We start from the raw sequence: 16,814 nt of genomic DNA, 5'->3' as shown, positions 1-16,814 counted from the left end.
GACCGGCAAGCTCAACCCCGGTCGGGGGCGCTGATCTCCCGCAGCTGGCCGTCGGCCAGCCGCAACCAGCGCTGCACGCCGATCTCGGCGAGGAACCGCTCGTCGTGGCTGACCACCACGAACGCCCCCTGGTACGCCGACAGCGCGCTCTCCAACTGACCCACGCTGACCAGGTCCAGGTTGTTTGTCGGCTCGTCGAGCAGCAGCAGTTGCGGGGCCGGTTCGGCGCAGAGCACACAGGCGAGGGTGGCGCGCAGCCGTTCACCGCCGGAGAGCACCCCGACCGGCAGGTTGACCCGGGCACCCCGGAACAGGAAGCGGGCGAGCAGGTTCATCCGCTTGGCGTCCGGCAGGTTCGGCGCGTACGCGGCGAAGTTCTCCGCCACCGTGCGGTCGAGGTCCAGCAGGTCCAGCCGCTGCGACAGGTACGCGATCCGCCCGTCGGCCCGCCGGATCTCGCCACCGGCCGGGTCCAGGTCGCCGTTGACCAGGCGCAGCAGGGTCGACTTGCCGACGCCGTTCGCCCCGGTGAGCGCGATCCGTTCCGGCCCCCGGATCACCAGGTCGGCGCCGTCACCGCCGAACAGGTCCCGGCCGTCGAAGCGGGCCCGCATCCCGTGGCCGGAGAAGACCGTGCGCCCGCCCGGGACGCTGGTGTCCGGCAGGTCCACGACGATCCGGTCCTCGTCGCGTACCGCCCGCCCCGCCTCGTCAAGCCGGGCCTTGGCCTGACCGAGCCGAGACGAGTGCGTCTCCTGCGCCTTGCCCGCCGACTCCTGCGCGCTGCGCTTGAGCCCGCCGGCCACGATCCGGGCCAGGCCCGCGTTCTTGAGGTTCTTGGACGCGTTGCTGGCCCGCCGGTCGGCGCGCTCCCGGGCCTGCTGCATCTCCCGCTTCTCCCGCTTGACCTCCTGCTCGGCGTTGCGCAGGTTGCTCTCGGCCACCTCCCGCGCCGCCTGCACCGCCTCGGTGTACGCGGTGAAGTTGCCCCCGTACCAGCGGATCTCACCCTGGTCCAGCTCGGCGATGCGGTCCATCCGGTCCAACAGCTCCCGGTCGTGGCTGACCAGCAGCAGGCACCCGGACCAGTCGGTGAGGACGTCGTAGAGCTTGTGCCGGGCCTCCACATCCAGGTTGTTTGTCGGCTCGTCGAGCAGCAGCACGTTCGGGCGGCGCAGCAGTTGTGCCGCCAGGCCGAGGGAGACCACCTGGCCGCCGCTGAGGGTGTGCAGCCGACGGTCGAGCGACAGCTCAGCGAGGCCGAGCCGGTCCAACTCCGAGCGGGTGCGCTCCTCGATGTCCCAGTCGTCGCCGATGGTGGCGAAGTGTTCCTCGCTGGCGTCGCCGGCCTCGATGGCGTGCAGCGCCGCGATCCGCTCGGCGACGCCCAGCACCTGAGCCACGCTCAGGTCACCGGCCAGTGGCAGCGTCTGCGGGAGGTAGCCGAGCAGGCCGTCGACGGTGACGCTGCCGCCGCTGGGCCGCAGCTCCCCGGCGATCAGCCGCAGCAGGGTGCTCTTGCCGGCGCCGTTGGGCGCGACCAGGCCGGTGCGACCGCCCGGCACGGTGAAGGACAGCTCCGAGAAGACCGGGGTGTCGTCCGGCCAGGAGAAGGACAGGTTCGAGCAGACAATGAACGCATCAGACATGCGAGTGACCTCGAGAGGGTGGGGTGGGCGCGCCAGAGCCGCCCGACGACAACGGGAACCGGGGGAACGACAACATGGCCTCGGCGGCTACGCGGACGCGCGCCGAACCGATGGCCGAACACATCCGGTCTCACCCGGAGATGTCGTCGTCACCCGCCATGTCTGGTCTCCCTGGTCGTGCCACTAACCCAACTCCGCCGAGTCTAACAACGGATCTCCGCCCCGCCACGCGGTTCCAGCCCACCCCCGTCGATCTTGCGCTTGCTGTCGCAGAAATGTCGCTTCTGAGGGCAATTGTGCCAGCAGAAAGTGCAAGATCGACGCGGCGGGGGCGTTAGCGGGGGCGGTACTCGACCTCGGGGCGGCCGGGGGTGCCGTAGCGGGGGGTGCGGGCGGCCCGGTCGACGGTGACCAGGTACTCCAGGTAGCGGCGGGCGGTCACCCGGGAGATGCCGGTCAGCGCGCTCACCTCGGTCGCGGACAGCCCAACCTGCGCGCGGGTGCCGTCGGTGAGCGCGGCGCGTACCCGATCGAGGGTCTGCGCGTCGAGCCCCTTGGGCAGGCTGTGCCCGGCGGTGCCGCGCAGGGTGGCGAACATCTGGTCCACCTCGTGCTGGGCGGCGACCTCGCCGTCGGCGAGCGCCTGGGCGCGGTAGTCGGCGTACCGCTCCAGCTTGTCGCGGAACGCGGCGAACGTGAACGGCTTGAGCAGGTAGTGGGTCACCCCGAGGGACACGGCGGTGCGCACCACCGCCAGGTCCCGCGCGGAGGTCACCGCGAGCACGTCGACGCTGCTGCCGGCCGCGCGCAGCGCCCGGCAGACGTCCAGGCCGTGCAGGTCGGGCAGCCGAAAATCAAGGAGTACGAGGTCCACGTCGCCGCCGTCGTTGGCGCGCAGGGCCGCCATCGCCGCCCGCGCGGTGTGCGCCACCCCGACCACCACGAAACCGGGAACCCGTTCGGTGTACGCGCTGTGCGCCTCGGCCAGCAGCGGCTCGTCCTCGACGACCAGCACCCGGATGTCGGTCATGACCGCTCGATTCGGCCCGGCAGTCGGACGGTGAACAGGCTGCCGCCGTCGTCCGAGCGACCCACCTCGGCGCTACCGCCGTGCCGACGGACCACCTGCCCGACCAGTGCCAGCCCGAGGCCCCGGCCGGTGCTCTTGGTGGACCAGCCGCGGCGGAACGCGTCGGCGACCCGCTCCGGTGCCAGGCCGGGGCCGCTGTCGGCGACCCGGACCACCAACTCGTCGTCGACCGTGCCGACGAAGACCCGCACCCGGCGCGGCGCCGGTGTGCCGGCCACCGCCTCCAGGGCGTTGTCGACCAGGTTGCCGACCACGGTGAGCAGGTCACCGGTTGGCAGCGGACTGTCGTCGAGGTGGCAGTCCGGCTCGATGACCAGATCCACCCCGCGCTCGCCGGCCTGTGCGGACTTGCCGAGCAGCAGGGCGGCCAACGCCGGCTCGGTCACCGCGCCGACCACCCGGTCGGTCAGCTGCTGGGCGAGGACCAGGTCCCGGGTGCCGAGCCGGACGGCCTCGTCGGCGCGGCCCAGCTCGACCAGGGTCAGCACGGTGTGCAGCCGGTTGGCCGACTCGTGGGTCTGCGCCTGCAACGCCTCGGTCAGCGCCCGCACCGAATCCAGTTCGCTGGCCAGTGTGCGCAGCTCGGTCTGGTCGCGCAGGGTCAGCACGGTGCCGAGCGCCGAGCCCTCGAACCGGGCGGTCCGCTGGTTGGCGACGAGCACCCGGTCACCGGCGAGGATCGGCTCGTCACGGGCGTCGCGCCCGGAGTCGAGCAGCTCGGCTGCCGCCGGCGGCAGGTCGATCCCGGCCACCGGCTGGTCGATCACCGGTGCGTCCGCGTCGAGCCCCAACAACCGGCGGCCCTCGTCGTTCACGAGCGCCACCCGGCGATCGGTGGTCAGCACGACGAGACCCTCGCGCACCGAGTGCAGGACGGCGTCGTAGTACTCGTACATCCGGGTCATCTGCGCCGGCCCCAGGCCGTGCGTCTGGCGACGGAGCCGGCGGCTGAGCAGCCAGGAGCCCGTCGCGGCGAGCGCCAGAGCCGGCGTGACCACACCGACCAGCACCGGCAACTGGCCGAGCAGCTTCTTGTCGATCTCGCGGGTGGTGATGCCCACCGAGACCAGACCGATGAGGTGTCGCTGCTCGTCGTACACCGGAACGACCGCGCGCACCGACTCGCCGAGCGTCCCGACGTTGGTGGTGGTGAACGGGCGGCCCGCCAGGGCGGGCCCGATCTCGCCGACGAACGGCTCGCCGATCCGGTCCTCCGTCGGGTGCGAGAAACGGGTGCGGTCCGGGGCCATCACCACCACGAAGTCGGTGTCCGTGGCCTTGCGGGTCGACTCGGCGTACGGCTGCAGGACCCTCGCCGGGTCGGCGGTCGTGAGGGCCGCCCGGACGTCGGGGGAGCCGGCCACGGTCTGCGCCACCGCGAGCACCTCATCCTGCGCGGCCTGGCGCGCGTCGCTGCGGGCCAGCCAGACGGCGCCCGCCGCGCCGGCCAGCACGAGCAACGTCACCACCATCGCCTGGAGGGCGAAGAGTTGCCCCGCGATGCTCCACTGACGTCGGGCCACCTCCACCACCTCCTCTCGCGCCACCGTTGGTTCCGTCGCGGTGAACAGAATGACCGCAAGGCTGTCAACGGGTGAGACGCGCTTCACATTGTCGACATGGACACCACCACACCCGCCACCACCCCGGCACCGGCGGTCCGCCGGGACCGTACCCGTTACCTGTATCTGGCCGTCATCGTGGCCGTGGTCGCCGGCATCGTGGTCGGCCTGGTCGCCCCCGATTTCGGCAAGGAACTCAAGCCGATCGGCACCGGCTTCGTCAACCTGATCAAGATGATGATCAGCCCGGTCATCTTCTGCACCATCGTGCTCGGCGTCGGCTCCGTCCGGCAGGCCGCGAAGGTCGGCAAGGTCGGCGGCCTGGCCCTCGGCTACTTCCTCACCATGTCGACCGTCGCACTTGCCATCGGCCTGGTCGTCGGCAACCTCATCCACCCCGGCTCCGGCCTGAACCTCGGCCCGGAACTCGCCGGCTCCGGCAAGGCCGCCGCCGGTGACGAGGCCGCCGGTACGGCGGACTTCCTGCTCGGGATCATCCCGACCACGCTGCTCTCGTCGCTGACCGAGGGCAAGGTGCTCCAGACCTTGCTGGTCGCCCTGCTGGTCGGCTTCGCCGTCCAGGCCATGGGCCGGCGAGGTGAGCCGGTGCTCAGCGCCATCACCGTCATCCAGCGGGTCGTCTTCAAGGTCCTCGCCATGATCATGTGGCTGGCGCCGATCGGCGCGTTCGGCGCGATGGCCGCCGTGGTCGGCGCGACCGGCGTGGACGCCCTCAAGAGCCTCGCCCAGATCATGGTGGGCTTCTACGTCACCTGTCTGATCTTCGTGCTGGTCTTCCTGGGCGCGCTGCTGTGGTTCGTGGCCCGGATCTCGATCTTCTCGCTGCTGCGTTACCTGGGCCGGGAGTTCCTGCTGATCCTGTCGACCTCGTCGTCGGAGTCGGCGCTGCCGCGGCTGATCGCCAAGATGGAACACTTCGGCGTGAGCAAGCCGGTCGTCGGCATCACGGTGCCGACCGGCTACTCGTTCAACCTGGACGGCACGGCGATCTACCTGACCATGGCGTCGCTGTTCATCGCCGACGCGCTGGGCAAGCCGCTTGCCATCGGCGAGCAGATCTCGCTGCTGCTGTTCATGATCATCGCGTCGAAGGGCGCCGCCGGGGTCACCGGCGCCGGGCTGGCCACGCTGGCCGGCGGCCTCCAGTCACACCGGCCGGACCTCGTCGACGGCGTCGGGCTGATCGTCGGCATCGACCGGTTCATGTCGGAGGCTCGGGCGCTGACCAACTTCGCCGGCAACGCGGTGGCGACAGTGCTGGTCGGAACCTGGACCGGCGAGTTCGACCGGGAGCGGGCGACCGCGGTGCTGAGCGGCAACGACCCGTTCGACGAGGCCACCATGGTCGACGAGCACGACGACGACGCGGCACCCCGCCCCGACGAGAAGGAGACCACGCCGGCCGGAGCGTCGGCCGGAGCCTCGGGCTGAGCGTCAGCCGGAGCGCGGCCTGAGTCTCGGGCTGAGCGTCGGCCGGAGCGCGGCCTGAGTCTCGGGCTGAGCGCCGGCCGGGGCGCGGCCTGAGTCTCGGGCTGAGCGCCGGCCGGAGCGCGGCCTGAGTCACGGGCGCGGATCGGGGTCGCGGCGGCCGAGCGCCGCCGCGACCCGCCGCCGCGACCCCTGCTCGCCGATGATCCACTCCGTTTCTTGGAAATCGGGGCATCCGAGCGGCCCGGACACCGCGTCTTCCTGAAATCCGAGTTGATCTGCGGGTGCCGGGTGCCGGGTGCCGGGTGCCGGGTGCCGGGTGCGGGCGGGGTCAGCGGCGGCGTGCTCGCCACATCGTGTGCTCCCGGGAAATCGCCGTCTCCGTGTCGTTCACGAACCGCGACAGGTCGGCCTCCGAGCTGATCCGGGTAGCGAGGGACCCGATGGCGGCAAGCTCCTGACTTGCCAGGGCATAGGCGGTCGCCACCGCGCCGTGTTGCCGTGTCTGCGTCCAGGCCGCGCCGGCCGCGACCGCCGCGGCGGCCACGCCCAGCAGGTCGAGGTCGGTCAGCCCGGCAGCCCGCGACACGGCCAGGGTCACCCCGACTATCTCCAGCACGAGCATGCTGACCGACCAGCGGGTCGCCCGCGCCCGGTTCGACAAAGACCGCTCGGCGTACCAGGCTCGCTGGGCTTCAAGACGGCCGGTCAGGTACGCGGCACGGCGCTCCTCGAGGGAGGCTGCGCGTAGTGCGCGCATTCCGTCCGTGATTTGCTGCCCGGCCACCGCGGGGGCCGCCAACCCGGCGGCGGACATGTCCCGGGTCAGGCCCAGCAGTCGGCTGGTGAATTCCTCGACGCTGTCCGAGTCGCTCCGCGCTCGCGGAAAAGGGTCAGCCGCGATGGTGAATCGCCAGGTGAGCGACTTGATGGATTCGGAGAGGGCCCTGCCGACGTACCACCGTTCGTTGGGGCGATTGGTGAGGAGGAAGACCTCGACGATCGAGGTGGCGGCGAAGGCACCCGCCGCGAGCGCCGGGCCCAGGGCGAAGTCGTCGAGCTTCCAGGTGGCGACTCCCGCGACCGCGGCCACCAGGAGCAGGGACAGCCGCAGCGCGATCAGGGTCGCGTACACGCGTTGGCCGCGCTGCGACTCGTAGGACACGGCACGCTGAAACGGGGGAAGATCCTCGGCTTTCAGCATGTCGTTGACCTCTCGACAGAACGTCCAGGGCGTCGGCGGGGCGAGCAGCGATCCCGGCCAGCAGTCGGTACGCAGCGCTGTAGACAGTAGACACCGCCGTCCACCCCGACCGCCCGCACCGACTCCCACCCCACCCATCCCCGCCGCCGCCCGCCGCTGCCCTCCGCCCACCGCCGCCCTCGCCCGTCGCCGGTGATCAAGAAGTTCGCGTCACGACACGCCGCGACGGATGACGCAAAGCTCTTGATCAACCGTGGTGGGGGGCGCGTTGGCCGGGGTGGGGGCTAGGGGGTGGTGGTCTTGTCGCAGGGGACGCCGATGCCGAGGTTGACGCGTTCGTCCTGGCCGTTCGACGTCACGATGAGCGGTACGCAGGCGGCCTGCGCGACCCAGGTGCCGCCGACGAAGGCCATCCACTGGCCCTGTCCACCCTCCGGCGCGCAGGCGTGCACCGTGGCGGTCGGCGCGGGCGTGCCACCCCAGCCGAGCCGGGCCTTGTCCTGCCAACCCGGGGCCACCCGCAGGTCGACGACCCTGCCGGCGCGGACGACGAGCCCCCACTTGGCGAACAACCGTGCCGCCGGGTCGGCCTCCCCGGAAGCTTCCGCCGACATCACGCGGGCGTCGGGCACCGCCACGTCCTTCCCCACCAGCCGGTAGCCCGCCGGCGGGGCCGGCAGCGTATCGACCGATGGGGTGCAGGGTGGCCGGCCACCACTGGCGTCCGTCGACGGCGCCGCGCCGTTGGCCGGTGGGGTGGTGCGCGGGTGCGACTCACCCGCCGGTGTGCAGGCGGACAGGACCACCACCAGGCACAGGATGGCCCGCCACGCGACCGGCCTGGTCCGGCTGCCTACCCGGGGCCCCAACCGGCTGCCCGCCCAGGGATCCAAGAGGCCCGGGGCACCTGGGGCCCGGGTCGCGGCGGCATGCGCACTCATCGGACATTCATAGCTGGTGGCCGGACCCGGCGCGACCCTTGCCCACGAGGCCCGGTTGCGGTTCCGGCGGTGCAACGGCGACACCAACCAGATGTGGCGGGCCAACTGAGCGCTGACGGCGGGCGCTGCGATGGTTACGGTCGTGGATGCCGAGGTTCCCCGACCGTTCGAGGAGTGATCGCATGCCCCCCTCTCCGTCCCGGCTCTTCGCCGAGATAGCGACGGCCGAACCGCCGGCCGAGACCAGAGTGGTCATGCGACGGGCGGTGGTGCTGGGCGGCAGCATGGCCGGGTTGCTGGCCGCCCGGGTGTTGAGCGACCACGCCGAGGAAGTGCTGATCATCGAACGGGATCCGTCCGATGTCGACGCCGGGCCGCGGCCGGGTGTGCCCCAGGGCAGTCAGGTGCACGCACTGCTGCCCGCCGGTCAGGTCCAGTTGGAGCGGTGGTTTCCTGGCATCGCCGACGAGGCGCTCGCGCTCGGCGCCCCGCCGCCGCCGCGCGACCCGGGAACGGCGAAGGTCTTCGTGAACGGCATGTTGGGTCTGCCGCCCGCGCCGACCGGCACCGGACCGGCGCTGATCACCACCCGTCCGTTCCTGGAGGCGCTGGTCCGCCGGCGCACCCTCGCCGTCGACAACATCCGCATGGTGTACGGCCGGGCGGAGGGCCTGCTCTTCGACGAGCGCCGGGTCACCGGCGCCCGGTTCGTGCCCGAGGGTGGCAGCGAGCCCATCGTGGAAGCGGCGGACCTGGTGGTCGACGCGATGGGGCGGTCCAGCCGGTTGAGCGACTGGCTGGCCGAGCACGGGTGGCCGCGCCCGCCGATGCAGCGCATGCCGATCAAGCTGAACTACGCCACGGCGCTGTTCAGGCGCGACGAGAAGGTCAGCGACGCCTGGGTGGCGGTCTTCCACACCATGGCGGGCAGGGGGCGTACCGCCCGGATCGGTGGGATCAACTCGGTCGAGGGGGACCGCTGGATCATGCTGGTGGCCGGCTACGACGGGGACCGGCCCAGCCGCGACGTCGCCGACTTCACCGCCCGCTGCCGGCAGCACTACCCGCAGATGTTCGGTGACATCGCCGAGAACGGGGAGATGCTCGGCGGGGTGGTCACGTACCACCAGGCGGACAGCCGACGCCGCGACTTCCACAAGCTCGACCGGCTGCCCGCCGGGCTGGTCGCCGCCGGTGACGCGGTCGCGTCCTTCAACCCGGTGTACGGCCAGGGCATGACCTCCGCGACGCTGCACGCCTCCTGCCTGTCGAAGTTCCTGCGGTCCGGCCCCAAGCCGCACGACGAGCCCGCGCGGGCGTACTTCGACCAGGTTCGCGTGGTGGTCGACGCCGCCTGGCAGATCTCCACCACCGCCGACATCGAGCTGCCGCACGTGGACGGGCCGTACCCGCCCGGCTACAAGGTCACCAAGTGGTTCGGGGACCTGCTCTTCCGGGCGTCGCTGACCGATCCGGTGCTCAACGCCCGGCTGGGCCGGGTCACCACCATGCTCGACCACCCGGCCGCCCTGAGCCGCCCCGGCACCCTGTTCCGGGCCCTCCGACTCGGTCTGCTCGGCAGCTCTCGGCGGTGATTCGCCGCCAAACCCGCCGCCCAGTGCGGGGCGCGGTGGAGAATGGTGGGCCGGGGAGGGGTGCTGCGACGAAGCCGGGGGAGCGGTCGTGCTCGGAACCAGCCTCCTTGGCCGGCTTCGCCGCCGTGACCCAGGCGACGCCATCCTGCGACGCGCGGCCCGGCTGACGCTCGTCGCGTCCGTCGTCTTCTACGGCTGCCGGTACGGCGCGGGCAGCTCCACGCTCGCCACCTACGGGTTGTTCGGCACCATCGCCACCGGTTCGTTCGCGCAGCTGCCCGGGCCGGCGCCGCAGCGGGCGCGGATCCTCGTGCTGTCGCTGCCGGCGGTGTGGGCGCTGATCGCGGTGGGCTCACTGTTGGCGTGGAGTACGTGGGCGGCCGCCGGCGGCATGCTGGTCGTCGGGTTCGTGGTGGCGTTCGCCGGGGTCGGCAACCCGCGCCTGGTGGGTTTGGCGAGCGCGTTCCAGCTCTTCTACATCCTGGCGTCGTTCCCGCCGTACCAGCCGGGCACCCTGCCGGAGCGGCTCGGTGGGGTGACGTTCGCCGTCGTGCTGCTCGCCGCGGCCGAGGTGGTCCTCTGGCCCGACCCGGTGCCGGTCTCCTACCGGCAGCGCCTCGCCGAGGCGGCGGACGGCGTCGCCGCCTTCATCGACGCCGCCGCCGAGAGGCTCACCGCGCCGCACGCCGCCGCGGGTGGCCGGGACACGCGGCGCGAGCGGGCGTACGACGTGGTGGCGGCGATCGAGCTGAACCGCAGCCCTCCGGCGTGGGCGCCCACCGCGGCGGGCGCTCAGGACCGGGCGTTGCGGATCTGCGCGGCCGCGTTACGGGAGGTGCTCGCCGAGGCCGACCGGTTGGCGGCGGACGCCCCGCCCGAGCCGATCCCGGACCTGGCGGCGGCGCGTCTGCTGCGCTCGTGCGCGAACACGACCCGCGCCGCCGGCCGGAGCCTGTCGCCGGGTGCCCCGGCGGTGGCCCCCGCCGACCTGGACGTGGCGGTCGGACGAGCCGAGGCGGCGTACCCGGTGGGAGAGGGCCAGGTCCGCGACGCGCCGGACGTACCCCGGTTGTGCCGGGACGCGACGGCGCTGGCCCTCGCGGACCAGGTGCGGGTCTTCGTCGTCGGTTCCCGGGTGGCCACCGGGGTGCGGCTCGACGGTGGCGACGCCTCCTCGGGGCTGTTCGAGTACACCCGGCGCAGCCCGTGGACGCTGTACTGGTGGCAGTTCCGCTCCCACCTGGCGCCGCGCTCGGCCCACCTGCACAGCTCCCTGCGGCTGGCCGTGGCGCTCGCCATCGCCCGGGTGGCCGCCGGGCTGTTGCAGCTGACCCACGGCTTCTGGGTGTTGCTGGCCACCCTCACGGTCCTGCGCACCTCGGCCGCCGACACCCGCACGGCGCTGCGGCCGGCCGTGCTCGGCACCATCGCCGGCGCGGTCGCCAGCGGCGGGGTGATGCTCGTCGTCGACGAGCCGATCGTGTACGCCATCGTCCTGCCGATCACCCTGCTGCTGGCCTTCGGCGTTGGTCGCCTGCTCGGTCCGGTGTGGCAGCAGGCGCTGTTCACCCTGCTGCTGACGGTCGTCTTCGCCCAGCTCAGCCCGGAAGGGTGGCGGCTCGCCGAGGTCCGCCTCGTCGACGTGCTGCTCGGCGCGTTGATCGGCGTGCTCGCCGGGGTGGCGATGTGGCCGCGCGGCGCGGGCCACGACCTGCGGCACAACGCCACCCGCTACCTGGCGGCCAGCGCGGACGCGGTCGAACAGACGGTCGAGGCGGTGCTCGGCGACGCGCCGCCACCTGAGGGTGCCCTCCGCCGGGTTCGTCGTCGGATGGTCCTGATCGACTCGTCGTACTGCCAGTACCACTCCGAGCGGCACGATCCACACCGTCAGCAGGCGAACTGGGATGCCGTCCTGAGCGCCGGGCACCACGTCGTGCCCGGCGCGGAGTCGCTGCTGCGCCGCAACCCGCCCGGCTGCCTCGCCGGCTGGCCCGAGGCGGCGGCGCTGCTGCGGGAGTCCGCCGGGCGCCTGCGATCGGCGTACGACGTCCTCGCCGACGAGGTCGCGCACGGCCGGACACCGGACCGGGCGCCGGTCTCGACCACCTGCGTCGACCAGCTGGACCGCGTTCGTCCGCTCCTCGGCGAGGCCGACCTCCAGTCGGTCCGGCACCTGGTCGAGGTCGACCGGTGGCTCGCCGGCCTCGCCGACAGTCTCGCCCGCGCCCGCCCACCCGTCGCTCGCGAGTCGGCCGGCCGGCGCGACATGCCCTGACGAGCCGCGTCGCTCGTCGGGCGTGGTCAGGGCCTGACCGCGATCACCACGGCACGGGACCGTTGTCGTCGAAGAAGCCACCAGTTTCACCGTCATCGTCAACGGTCGCCCAGTACACCGAGGCGCGCGCACCCTCGTCTGTGCTCTTCACACCCTTGAAGTTGTTCAGGTCGGTGGCGACGTAGCCCGGGGTCACCGCATTGATCTTCACGTGCGCCAGTTCCGGGTCGTCGAGGAAGGCGTTGGCGTACTTGACGGTCAGCATGTTCACCGCGGTCTTGGTGGCGGAGTAGGCGAACGACTCGTGCGAGCGGGCGAACATCGAGCCCTTCTCGGTGGCCTTCGCGAAGATCGCCGAGTCGCTGGAGAGGTTGACGATTCGCGCCGACGGCGACCTACGCAGAAGGGGCAACATGGCATGGATGACCCGGACGGTGCCAAGAACGTTGGTCTCGAACTCCGGGCGCAGGTCCTCGGCCGTCACCTCGACGGCCGGCTTGCGGATGAGCATGCCGGCGTTGTTGACCAGAGCGTCGAGGTGGCCGTACTCGCGGTCGATGAGTTCGGCCGCCCGCGCGACCGACGCATCGTCGGTGACGTCGATCTGTACCGGTCGCACAGTTAGTCCCGTGTCAGCGAGTTCCTTGGCCGCTGCGGCACCACGTTCGGTGTCGCGGCTTCCGAGGAGAACGGTGAGGCCGCGCTCGGCGAGCTGGCGTGCGGTCGCCAGACCGACACCCTTGTTGGCACCGGTGACCAGCGCGATCTTCTTGGCGGACATGTCGTCGCTCCCTCAGGTGAAAGGCACGTAGGATCAGAACTGATAGCGCCCCTACACTTTAACCGTAGGGTTCCTACGTTTGACAACGACGGGAGGCGGCATGGTGGCGATCCCCACGTCGCGGCGGCCGAAACGCGCGGACGCCCGCCGCAACTTCGATGCCCTGCTCGTGGCCGCCCGGGACGCGTTCGCAGAGGACGGCGCGCAGGCGTCGCTCGAGGAGATCGCGCGACGGGCCGGGGTGAGCATCGCCACCCTCTACCGCAACTTCCCCACCCGGGAGGATCTCGTCGAGGAGGTCCACCGTGAAGAGGTCGAGGCGTTGTGCCGGGCGGCCGCCGACCTCGACGACCTCGAACCCTGGGACGCGCTCGTCACCTGGCTCCGCCGCTTCGTCGACTACATCGGCACCAAGCTCGCATTCGCCGACGCACTCAACCGCACCAGCGACAGTTTCCAGGCCTGCCGTCGGGCGATGCGCGAGGCCGGCAGCCCGCTGCTCGAACGCGCGCAACGGGCCCGGGTCGCGCGCCCGGAGCCGTCGATCGACGACATTCTGCGCATGATCTCCGGCGTCAGCACCGTCTCCTACGTTGACGACGCCCAGCGCGACCGCGTTCTCGGGCTGACCATCGACGGGTTGCGAGCGACACCCGCCGGGTGAGCATGGCAAGGCCCGCCCGGTGGGCTGGCCGAGCGGCAGGCTCGGCGTCGATGTGACCGAACCGGTGCCCCAACCAGTCAACACCTGTGGAAGCCCACCGGGGCCACGGGAGGAAACATGGATCAGAACCTGCGGGTGCTCTTCGACCGCGCCATCGCCGACGAGCCCGAACTACCCCTTGTCGACCTGGCCGACGACGCGATGGCCGCCGGCACCACCCTGCGCCGACGCCGGCAAGGGCTGGTGGCGACAGGTGTTGCCGCCGTGGTCGCCGTCGCGACGGTCGGGGTGGTGAACGTGGCGACACCGCCGCAGCCGTCGGCGCCGCCACCGACGACGGTGCCGGCGGCGTTCGGCATGTTGGTGAACAAGGCGTGCGAGTTTCCCGCCCGGGAGACCGCGACCGACGCCACGGTCTTCCTCGCCGACGAGATCACCGACCAGCAGCGCATCGCGGTATCCCACGCGCTGGACGCGGACCCGGCGGTCGGGACCCTGGTGTTCGTGAGTCGCGAGCAGGCGCTGATGAACTTCAAGAAGCTGTACGCGGACGCTCCCGAACTCGTCGTCAACATCGTGCCCAGCCAACTGCCGGAGTCGTTCCGGATCACGCTCGTCGCGCGGTCCCCGTACGCGACGTTGGCTGCCCGGGTTGATCGCATGCCCGGGGTCGACGAGATCATCGGCGTCGACTGTCCGGCCGGCACCAACGCGTCGGTGGTCGACTGATGGCGGCTGCCCGCTGGGGCGCGGCTCGACGGCGTGAGCAGACCGCCCAGCAGGCGGAGTTCACCGCGTTCGTCGAGACCACCGCACCGAGGCTGCGGCGTACCGCCTACCTCATGTGTCGCGACTGGCACCTCGCCCAGGACCTGACCCAGACGACCTTCGCGAAGATGTACGCGAACTGGGGCCGGATCCGGCGCACCGCGAATCTCGAGGCGTACAGCCGCCGGGTCCTCATGAACGCCGTCTTCGACCAGAACAAGCGGCACAGCGCCACCGAGGTCGTGCTCGCCGAGCTGCCGGAGGTGTCGCCGCAACGGCCCGACGACACCACGGAGCTGCACATCGCCCTGCTCCAGGCGTTGGCCACCCTGCCGATCCGCGACCAGGCCATCGTGGTGCTCCGGCACTGGGAGGATCAGAGCGTCGAGGCCGTCGCCAGCACCCTCGACGTCTCCGTGTCGGTGGTCAAGATGCAGAACGCCCGCGCGTTGACCAAGCTGCGGGCGTTGCTCGGTCAGGACTTCGTCCGGATCTGACAGGCCGCCGGTCGCCGATTGGCCGTGCCCGTCGCGCGTCGTTCGGCCTAGCGTCGACGGCATGGAGATCGAGCAGGCGCAGAAGCTGTGGCAGCCGGAGCCTGGCTGGTTGAACACCGCCAGCTACGGGTTGCCGCCGGAACCGGCGTGGGCAGCGTTGCAGGAGGCACTCGCGGCCTGGCGGGTTGGTCGTACGTCGTGGGAGGGCTGGGGCGAGTCGACGCACCGGGCTCGTGTCGCCTTCGCCGGCCTCGTCGGGGTGCCGGTCGGTGACGTGGCTGTCGGCGCGACCGTGTCCCAGCTTTTCGGGCCGGTCGCGGCGGCTCTGCCGGCCGGTGCCACGGTGGTGGTCCCCGAGGTCGAGTTCACCTCGAATCTCTTCCCCTGGCTGGTGCAGGAGGAGCGCGGCGTCAAGGTCCGCACGGTGCCGCTGGAGTCGCTTGTCGACGCCATCGACGCCGATACCGACCTGGTCGCGTTCAGCCTGGTGCAGTCGGCCAACGGGGCGGTCGCCGCGTACGACGAGATCGTGGCCGCGGCCCGTGCGCACGACGCGCTGGTGGCGGTGGACGCCACCCAGGCGTGCGGCTGGCTGCGGTTCGACGGCGGTCTGGCCGACGTGGTGGCGGTGGGCGGCTACAAGTGGCTGATGAATCCGCGCGGGACGGCGTACGCCTATCTGGCCCCCGGGTTGCGGGAGCGGCTGCGCCCGGACGCCGCCGGCTGGTACGCGGGCCGCGACCCGCACGCCTCCTACTACGGCCCGCCGCTGCGGCTGGCCGACGACGCCCGCCGGTTCGACATCTCGCCGGCCTGGTTCAGCTGGGTCGGTGCGGTGCCCGCCCTGGAGGTGGTCGCCGAGGTCGGCGTCTCGGCGATCGGGGCGCACAACGTGGCGCTGGCCAACCGGTTCCTGACCGGGCTGGGCCGGCCACCGGGGGAGAGCGCCATCGTCAGCGTGGACGTGCCTGACGCGGAGCAGCGCCTCGCCGCGGCCGGCATCCGGGCGGCGGTGCGCGCCGGGCGGGTCCGGGCCTCGTTCCACATCTACTCGACCGAGGCCGATGTGGACGCCGCGCTGACGGCGTTGACCGGCTGAACCCGGCGTCGAGGGCGGCCGGGCGGGTAGCCGACCGTCCTCGACGTCAGTGGACGTCCCGGCTCAGGCCAGGTGGCCACCGATCTTCGTGTAGCCGCGCAGCAGGTCCCGCGAGATGATCAGCCGCTGCATCTCGTCGGTGCCCTCGAAGATCCGGTAGAGCCGGACCTGCCGGTACCAGCGTTCGATCGGCAGCTCTCGGGTGTAGCCCATGCCGCCGTGGATCTGGAGCACCCGGTCGACCACCCGGTTGACCATGCCGGCGCCGTAGAGCTTGCCCATCGACGAGGCGTGCCGGGGGTCCAGGCCCGCGTCGACCGTCCACGCCGAGCGCAGCACCAGCCAGCGCGCCGCCTCCAGCTCCGTCTCCGAGTCGGCGATCATCCACTGGATGGCCTGGTTGGTGCCGATCTTCGCGCCGAAGGTCTCCCGGGTGTTGGCGTACTCGATGGCCATCTGCAAAACCCGCTCGGCGATGCCGATGGCGTGCGACGGGATGGTGTAGCGCCCCTTGCCGATCCACTCCATGCCGAGCGTGAAGCCCTGGCCGATCTCGCCGAGGATGTTGCGGTGCGGCACGCGTACGCCGTCGAAGATGAGCGACGCGGGCCCGCCCTCGCCCATCGTCTGGATGAACTCGGAGCGCCAGCCCATCGACCGGTCCACCAGGAAGGCGGTGGCTCCGCCGTTGCGGGCGCCCTTCTCCCGATCGGTCACCGCGACCACGATGGCGAAGTCGGCGTCGTGACCGCCGGTGATGAAGGTCTTCTCGCCGTCCAGGATCCAGTCGTCGCCGTCGCGGCGGGCGGACAGCCGGATGTTGGCCGCGTCGGACCCAGCGCCCGGTTCGGTGATCGCGAAGCAGGAACGCCGCTCGCCCTCGATGGTCGGGATGAGGAACTCCCGCTTCTGCTCCTCGGTGGCGTGGAACAGGATGTTGTCGGCCTCGCCACCGAAGCGGAACGGCACGAACGTGCGGCCCAGCTCGGTCCAGATCAACGACTGGAGTACGGCCGGCAGGTTCATTCCGCCGTACTCTTCCGGGGTGGCCAGGCCCCAGAAGCCGAACTTGCGTGCCTTGAGTTGCAGTTCGCGCACCTCGGAGCGGTCGAGGCCCGGCTGGTGCGCCCGTTCCCGGCGAAGCACCTCCGCTTCCAGGGGCATCACCTCGCGGGTGATGAACGCGCGCACGGTGTCTCGGACGGCGCGTTCCTCGTCGGACAGTGCGAAGTCCACG

14 protein-coding genes are annotated in these 16,814 nt (G+C 71.7%); 7 read left to right on the top strand and 7 right to left on the bottom strand.

Features of this window, described 5'->3' with window-relative positions; all coding sequences use genetic code 11:
* Window positions 1-11: 11 nt before the first annotated feature.
* From abc-f to ACFYL6_RS27115, 3 genes are all read right to left on the bottom strand, one after another.
* Window positions 12-1,649 carry a ribosomal protection-like ABC-F family protein gene (gene abc-f, locus ACFYL6_RS27125; RefSeq protein WP_387175428.1) on the bottom strand — a complete coding sequence of 546 codons (1,638 nt, stop codon included), beginning with the start codon at window positions 1,647-1,649 and terminating at the stop codon, window positions 12-14.
* 334 nt (window positions 1,650-1,983) lie between these two features.
* Window positions 1,984-2,679 (bottom strand): response regulator, encoded by a 696-nt coding sequence (locus ACFYL6_RS27120; RefSeq protein WP_387175426.1) that lies wholly within the window; start codon window positions 2,677-2,679, stop codon window positions 1,984-1,986.
* The gene (locus ACFYL6_RS27115) at window positions 2,676-4,286 is read right to left on the bottom strand and encodes an ATP-binding protein (RefSeq protein WP_387175424.1); all 1,611 of its coding nucleotides are present in this window, start codon (window positions 4,284-4,286) and stop codon (window positions 2,676-2,678) included. The genes ACFYL6_RS27120 and ACFYL6_RS27115 overlap by 4 nt, the downstream gene beginning before the upstream one ends.
* A 72-nt stretch (window positions 4,287-4,358) precedes the next feature.
* Here ACFYL6_RS27115 and ACFYL6_RS27110 point away from each other — a divergent pair, with 72 nt between their 5' ends.
* Window positions 4,359-5,753 (top strand): cation:dicarboxylate symporter family transporter, encoded by a 1,395-nt coding sequence (locus ACFYL6_RS27110; protein WP_387175422.1) that lies wholly within the window; start codon window positions 4,359-4,361, stop codon window positions 5,751-5,753.
* A 328-nt stretch (window positions 5,754-6,081) separates the two neighbouring features.
* Here ACFYL6_RS27110 and ACFYL6_RS27105 read toward each other — a convergent pair whose 3' ends face one another.
* Both ACFYL6_RS27105 and ACFYL6_RS27100 read right to left on the bottom strand, forming a co-directional pair.
* Entirely contained in the window at window positions 6,082-6,954 is an 873-nt protein-coding gene (locus ACFYL6_RS27105; protein ID WP_387175420.1) for a DUF4231 domain-containing protein, read from the bottom strand.
* Window positions 6,955-7,238: 284 nt separating this feature from the next.
* Window positions 7,239-7,763: a hypothetical protein gene (locus ACFYL6_RS27100; protein WP_387175418.1), complete on the bottom strand. Its 525-nt coding sequence runs from the start codon at window positions 7,761-7,763 to the stop codon at window positions 7,239-7,241.
* 314 nt (window positions 7,764-8,077) lie between these two features.
* Here ACFYL6_RS27100 and ACFYL6_RS27095 point away from each other — a divergent pair, with 314 nt between their 5' ends.
* A complete protein-coding gene (locus ACFYL6_RS27095; protein ID WP_387175416.1) occupies window positions 8,078-9,490 on the top strand; it encodes an FAD-dependent oxidoreductase in 1,413 nt (470 codons plus the stop codon).
* 88 nt (window positions 9,491-9,578) lie between these two features.
* Window positions 9,579-11,768, top strand: a complete 2,190-nt coding sequence (locus ACFYL6_RS27090; protein ID WP_387175414.1) for an FUSC family protein — start codon at window positions 9,579-9,581, stop codon at window positions 11,766-11,768.
* 43 nt (window positions 11,769-11,811) lie between these two features.
* On the opposite strand, the gene ACFYL6_RS27085 is transcribed toward ACFYL6_RS27090, so the two are convergent.
* The gene (locus tag ACFYL6_RS27085; protein ID WP_387175412.1) at window positions 11,812-12,549 is read right to left on the bottom strand and encodes an SDR family oxidoreductase; all 738 of its coding nucleotides are present in this window, start codon (window positions 12,547-12,549) and stop codon (window positions 11,812-11,814) included.
* A 100-nt stretch (window positions 12,550-12,649) separates the two neighbouring features.
* Between ACFYL6_RS27085 and ACFYL6_RS27080 the strand changes: the two genes are divergently transcribed.
* The 4 genes from ACFYL6_RS27080 (at window position 12,650) to ACFYL6_RS27065 (ending at window position 15,577) form a co-directional block, all read left to right on the top strand.
* Window positions 12,650-13,213: a TetR/AcrR family transcriptional regulator gene (locus ACFYL6_RS27080; protein WP_387175410.1), complete on the top strand. Its 564-nt coding sequence runs from the start codon at window positions 12,650-12,652 to the stop codon at window positions 13,211-13,213.
* Window positions 13,214-13,330: 117 nt separating this feature from the next.
* Window positions 13,331-13,942 (top strand): permease-like cell division protein FtsX, encoded by a 612-nt coding sequence (locus ACFYL6_RS27075; protein WP_387175408.1) that lies wholly within the window; start codon window positions 13,331-13,333, stop codon window positions 13,940-13,942.
* Window positions 13,942-14,478 carry a SigE family RNA polymerase sigma factor gene (locus tag ACFYL6_RS27070; RefSeq protein WP_387175406.1) on the top strand — a complete coding sequence of 179 codons (537 nt, stop codon included), beginning with the start codon at window positions 13,942-13,944 and terminating at the stop codon, window positions 14,476-14,478. The genes ACFYL6_RS27075 and ACFYL6_RS27070 overlap by 1 nt, the downstream gene beginning before the upstream one ends.
* A 61-nt stretch (window positions 14,479-14,539) precedes the next feature.
* On the top strand, window positions 14,540-15,577 hold the full coding sequence (locus ACFYL6_RS27065) for an aminotransferase class V-fold PLP-dependent enzyme (protein WP_387175405.1): 1,038 nt from the start codon (window positions 14,540-14,542) through the stop codon (window positions 15,575-15,577).
* A 63-nt stretch (window positions 15,578-15,640) separates the two neighbouring features.
* Here the strand turns inward: ACFYL6_RS27065 and ACFYL6_RS27060 are convergent, their stop codons facing one another.
* Window positions 15,641-16,813, bottom strand: coding sequence for an acyl-CoA dehydrogenase family protein (locus ACFYL6_RS27060; protein ID WP_387175403.1), 1,173 nt, complete (start codon window positions 16,811-16,813; stop codon window positions 15,641-15,643).
* Window position 16,814 lies beyond the last annotated feature (1 nt).

The sequence above is a fragment of the Micromonospora sp. NPDC007208 genome (genome assembly GCF_042869175.1).
In the GTDB taxonomy this organism is placed as follows: Bacteria; Actinomycetota; Actinomycetes; order Mycobacteriales; family Micromonosporaceae; genus Micromonospora; species Micromonospora foliorum.
Note: the sequence above shows the minus strand (reverse complement) of the source record. Positions and strands in the feature narration are given on the sequence as shown.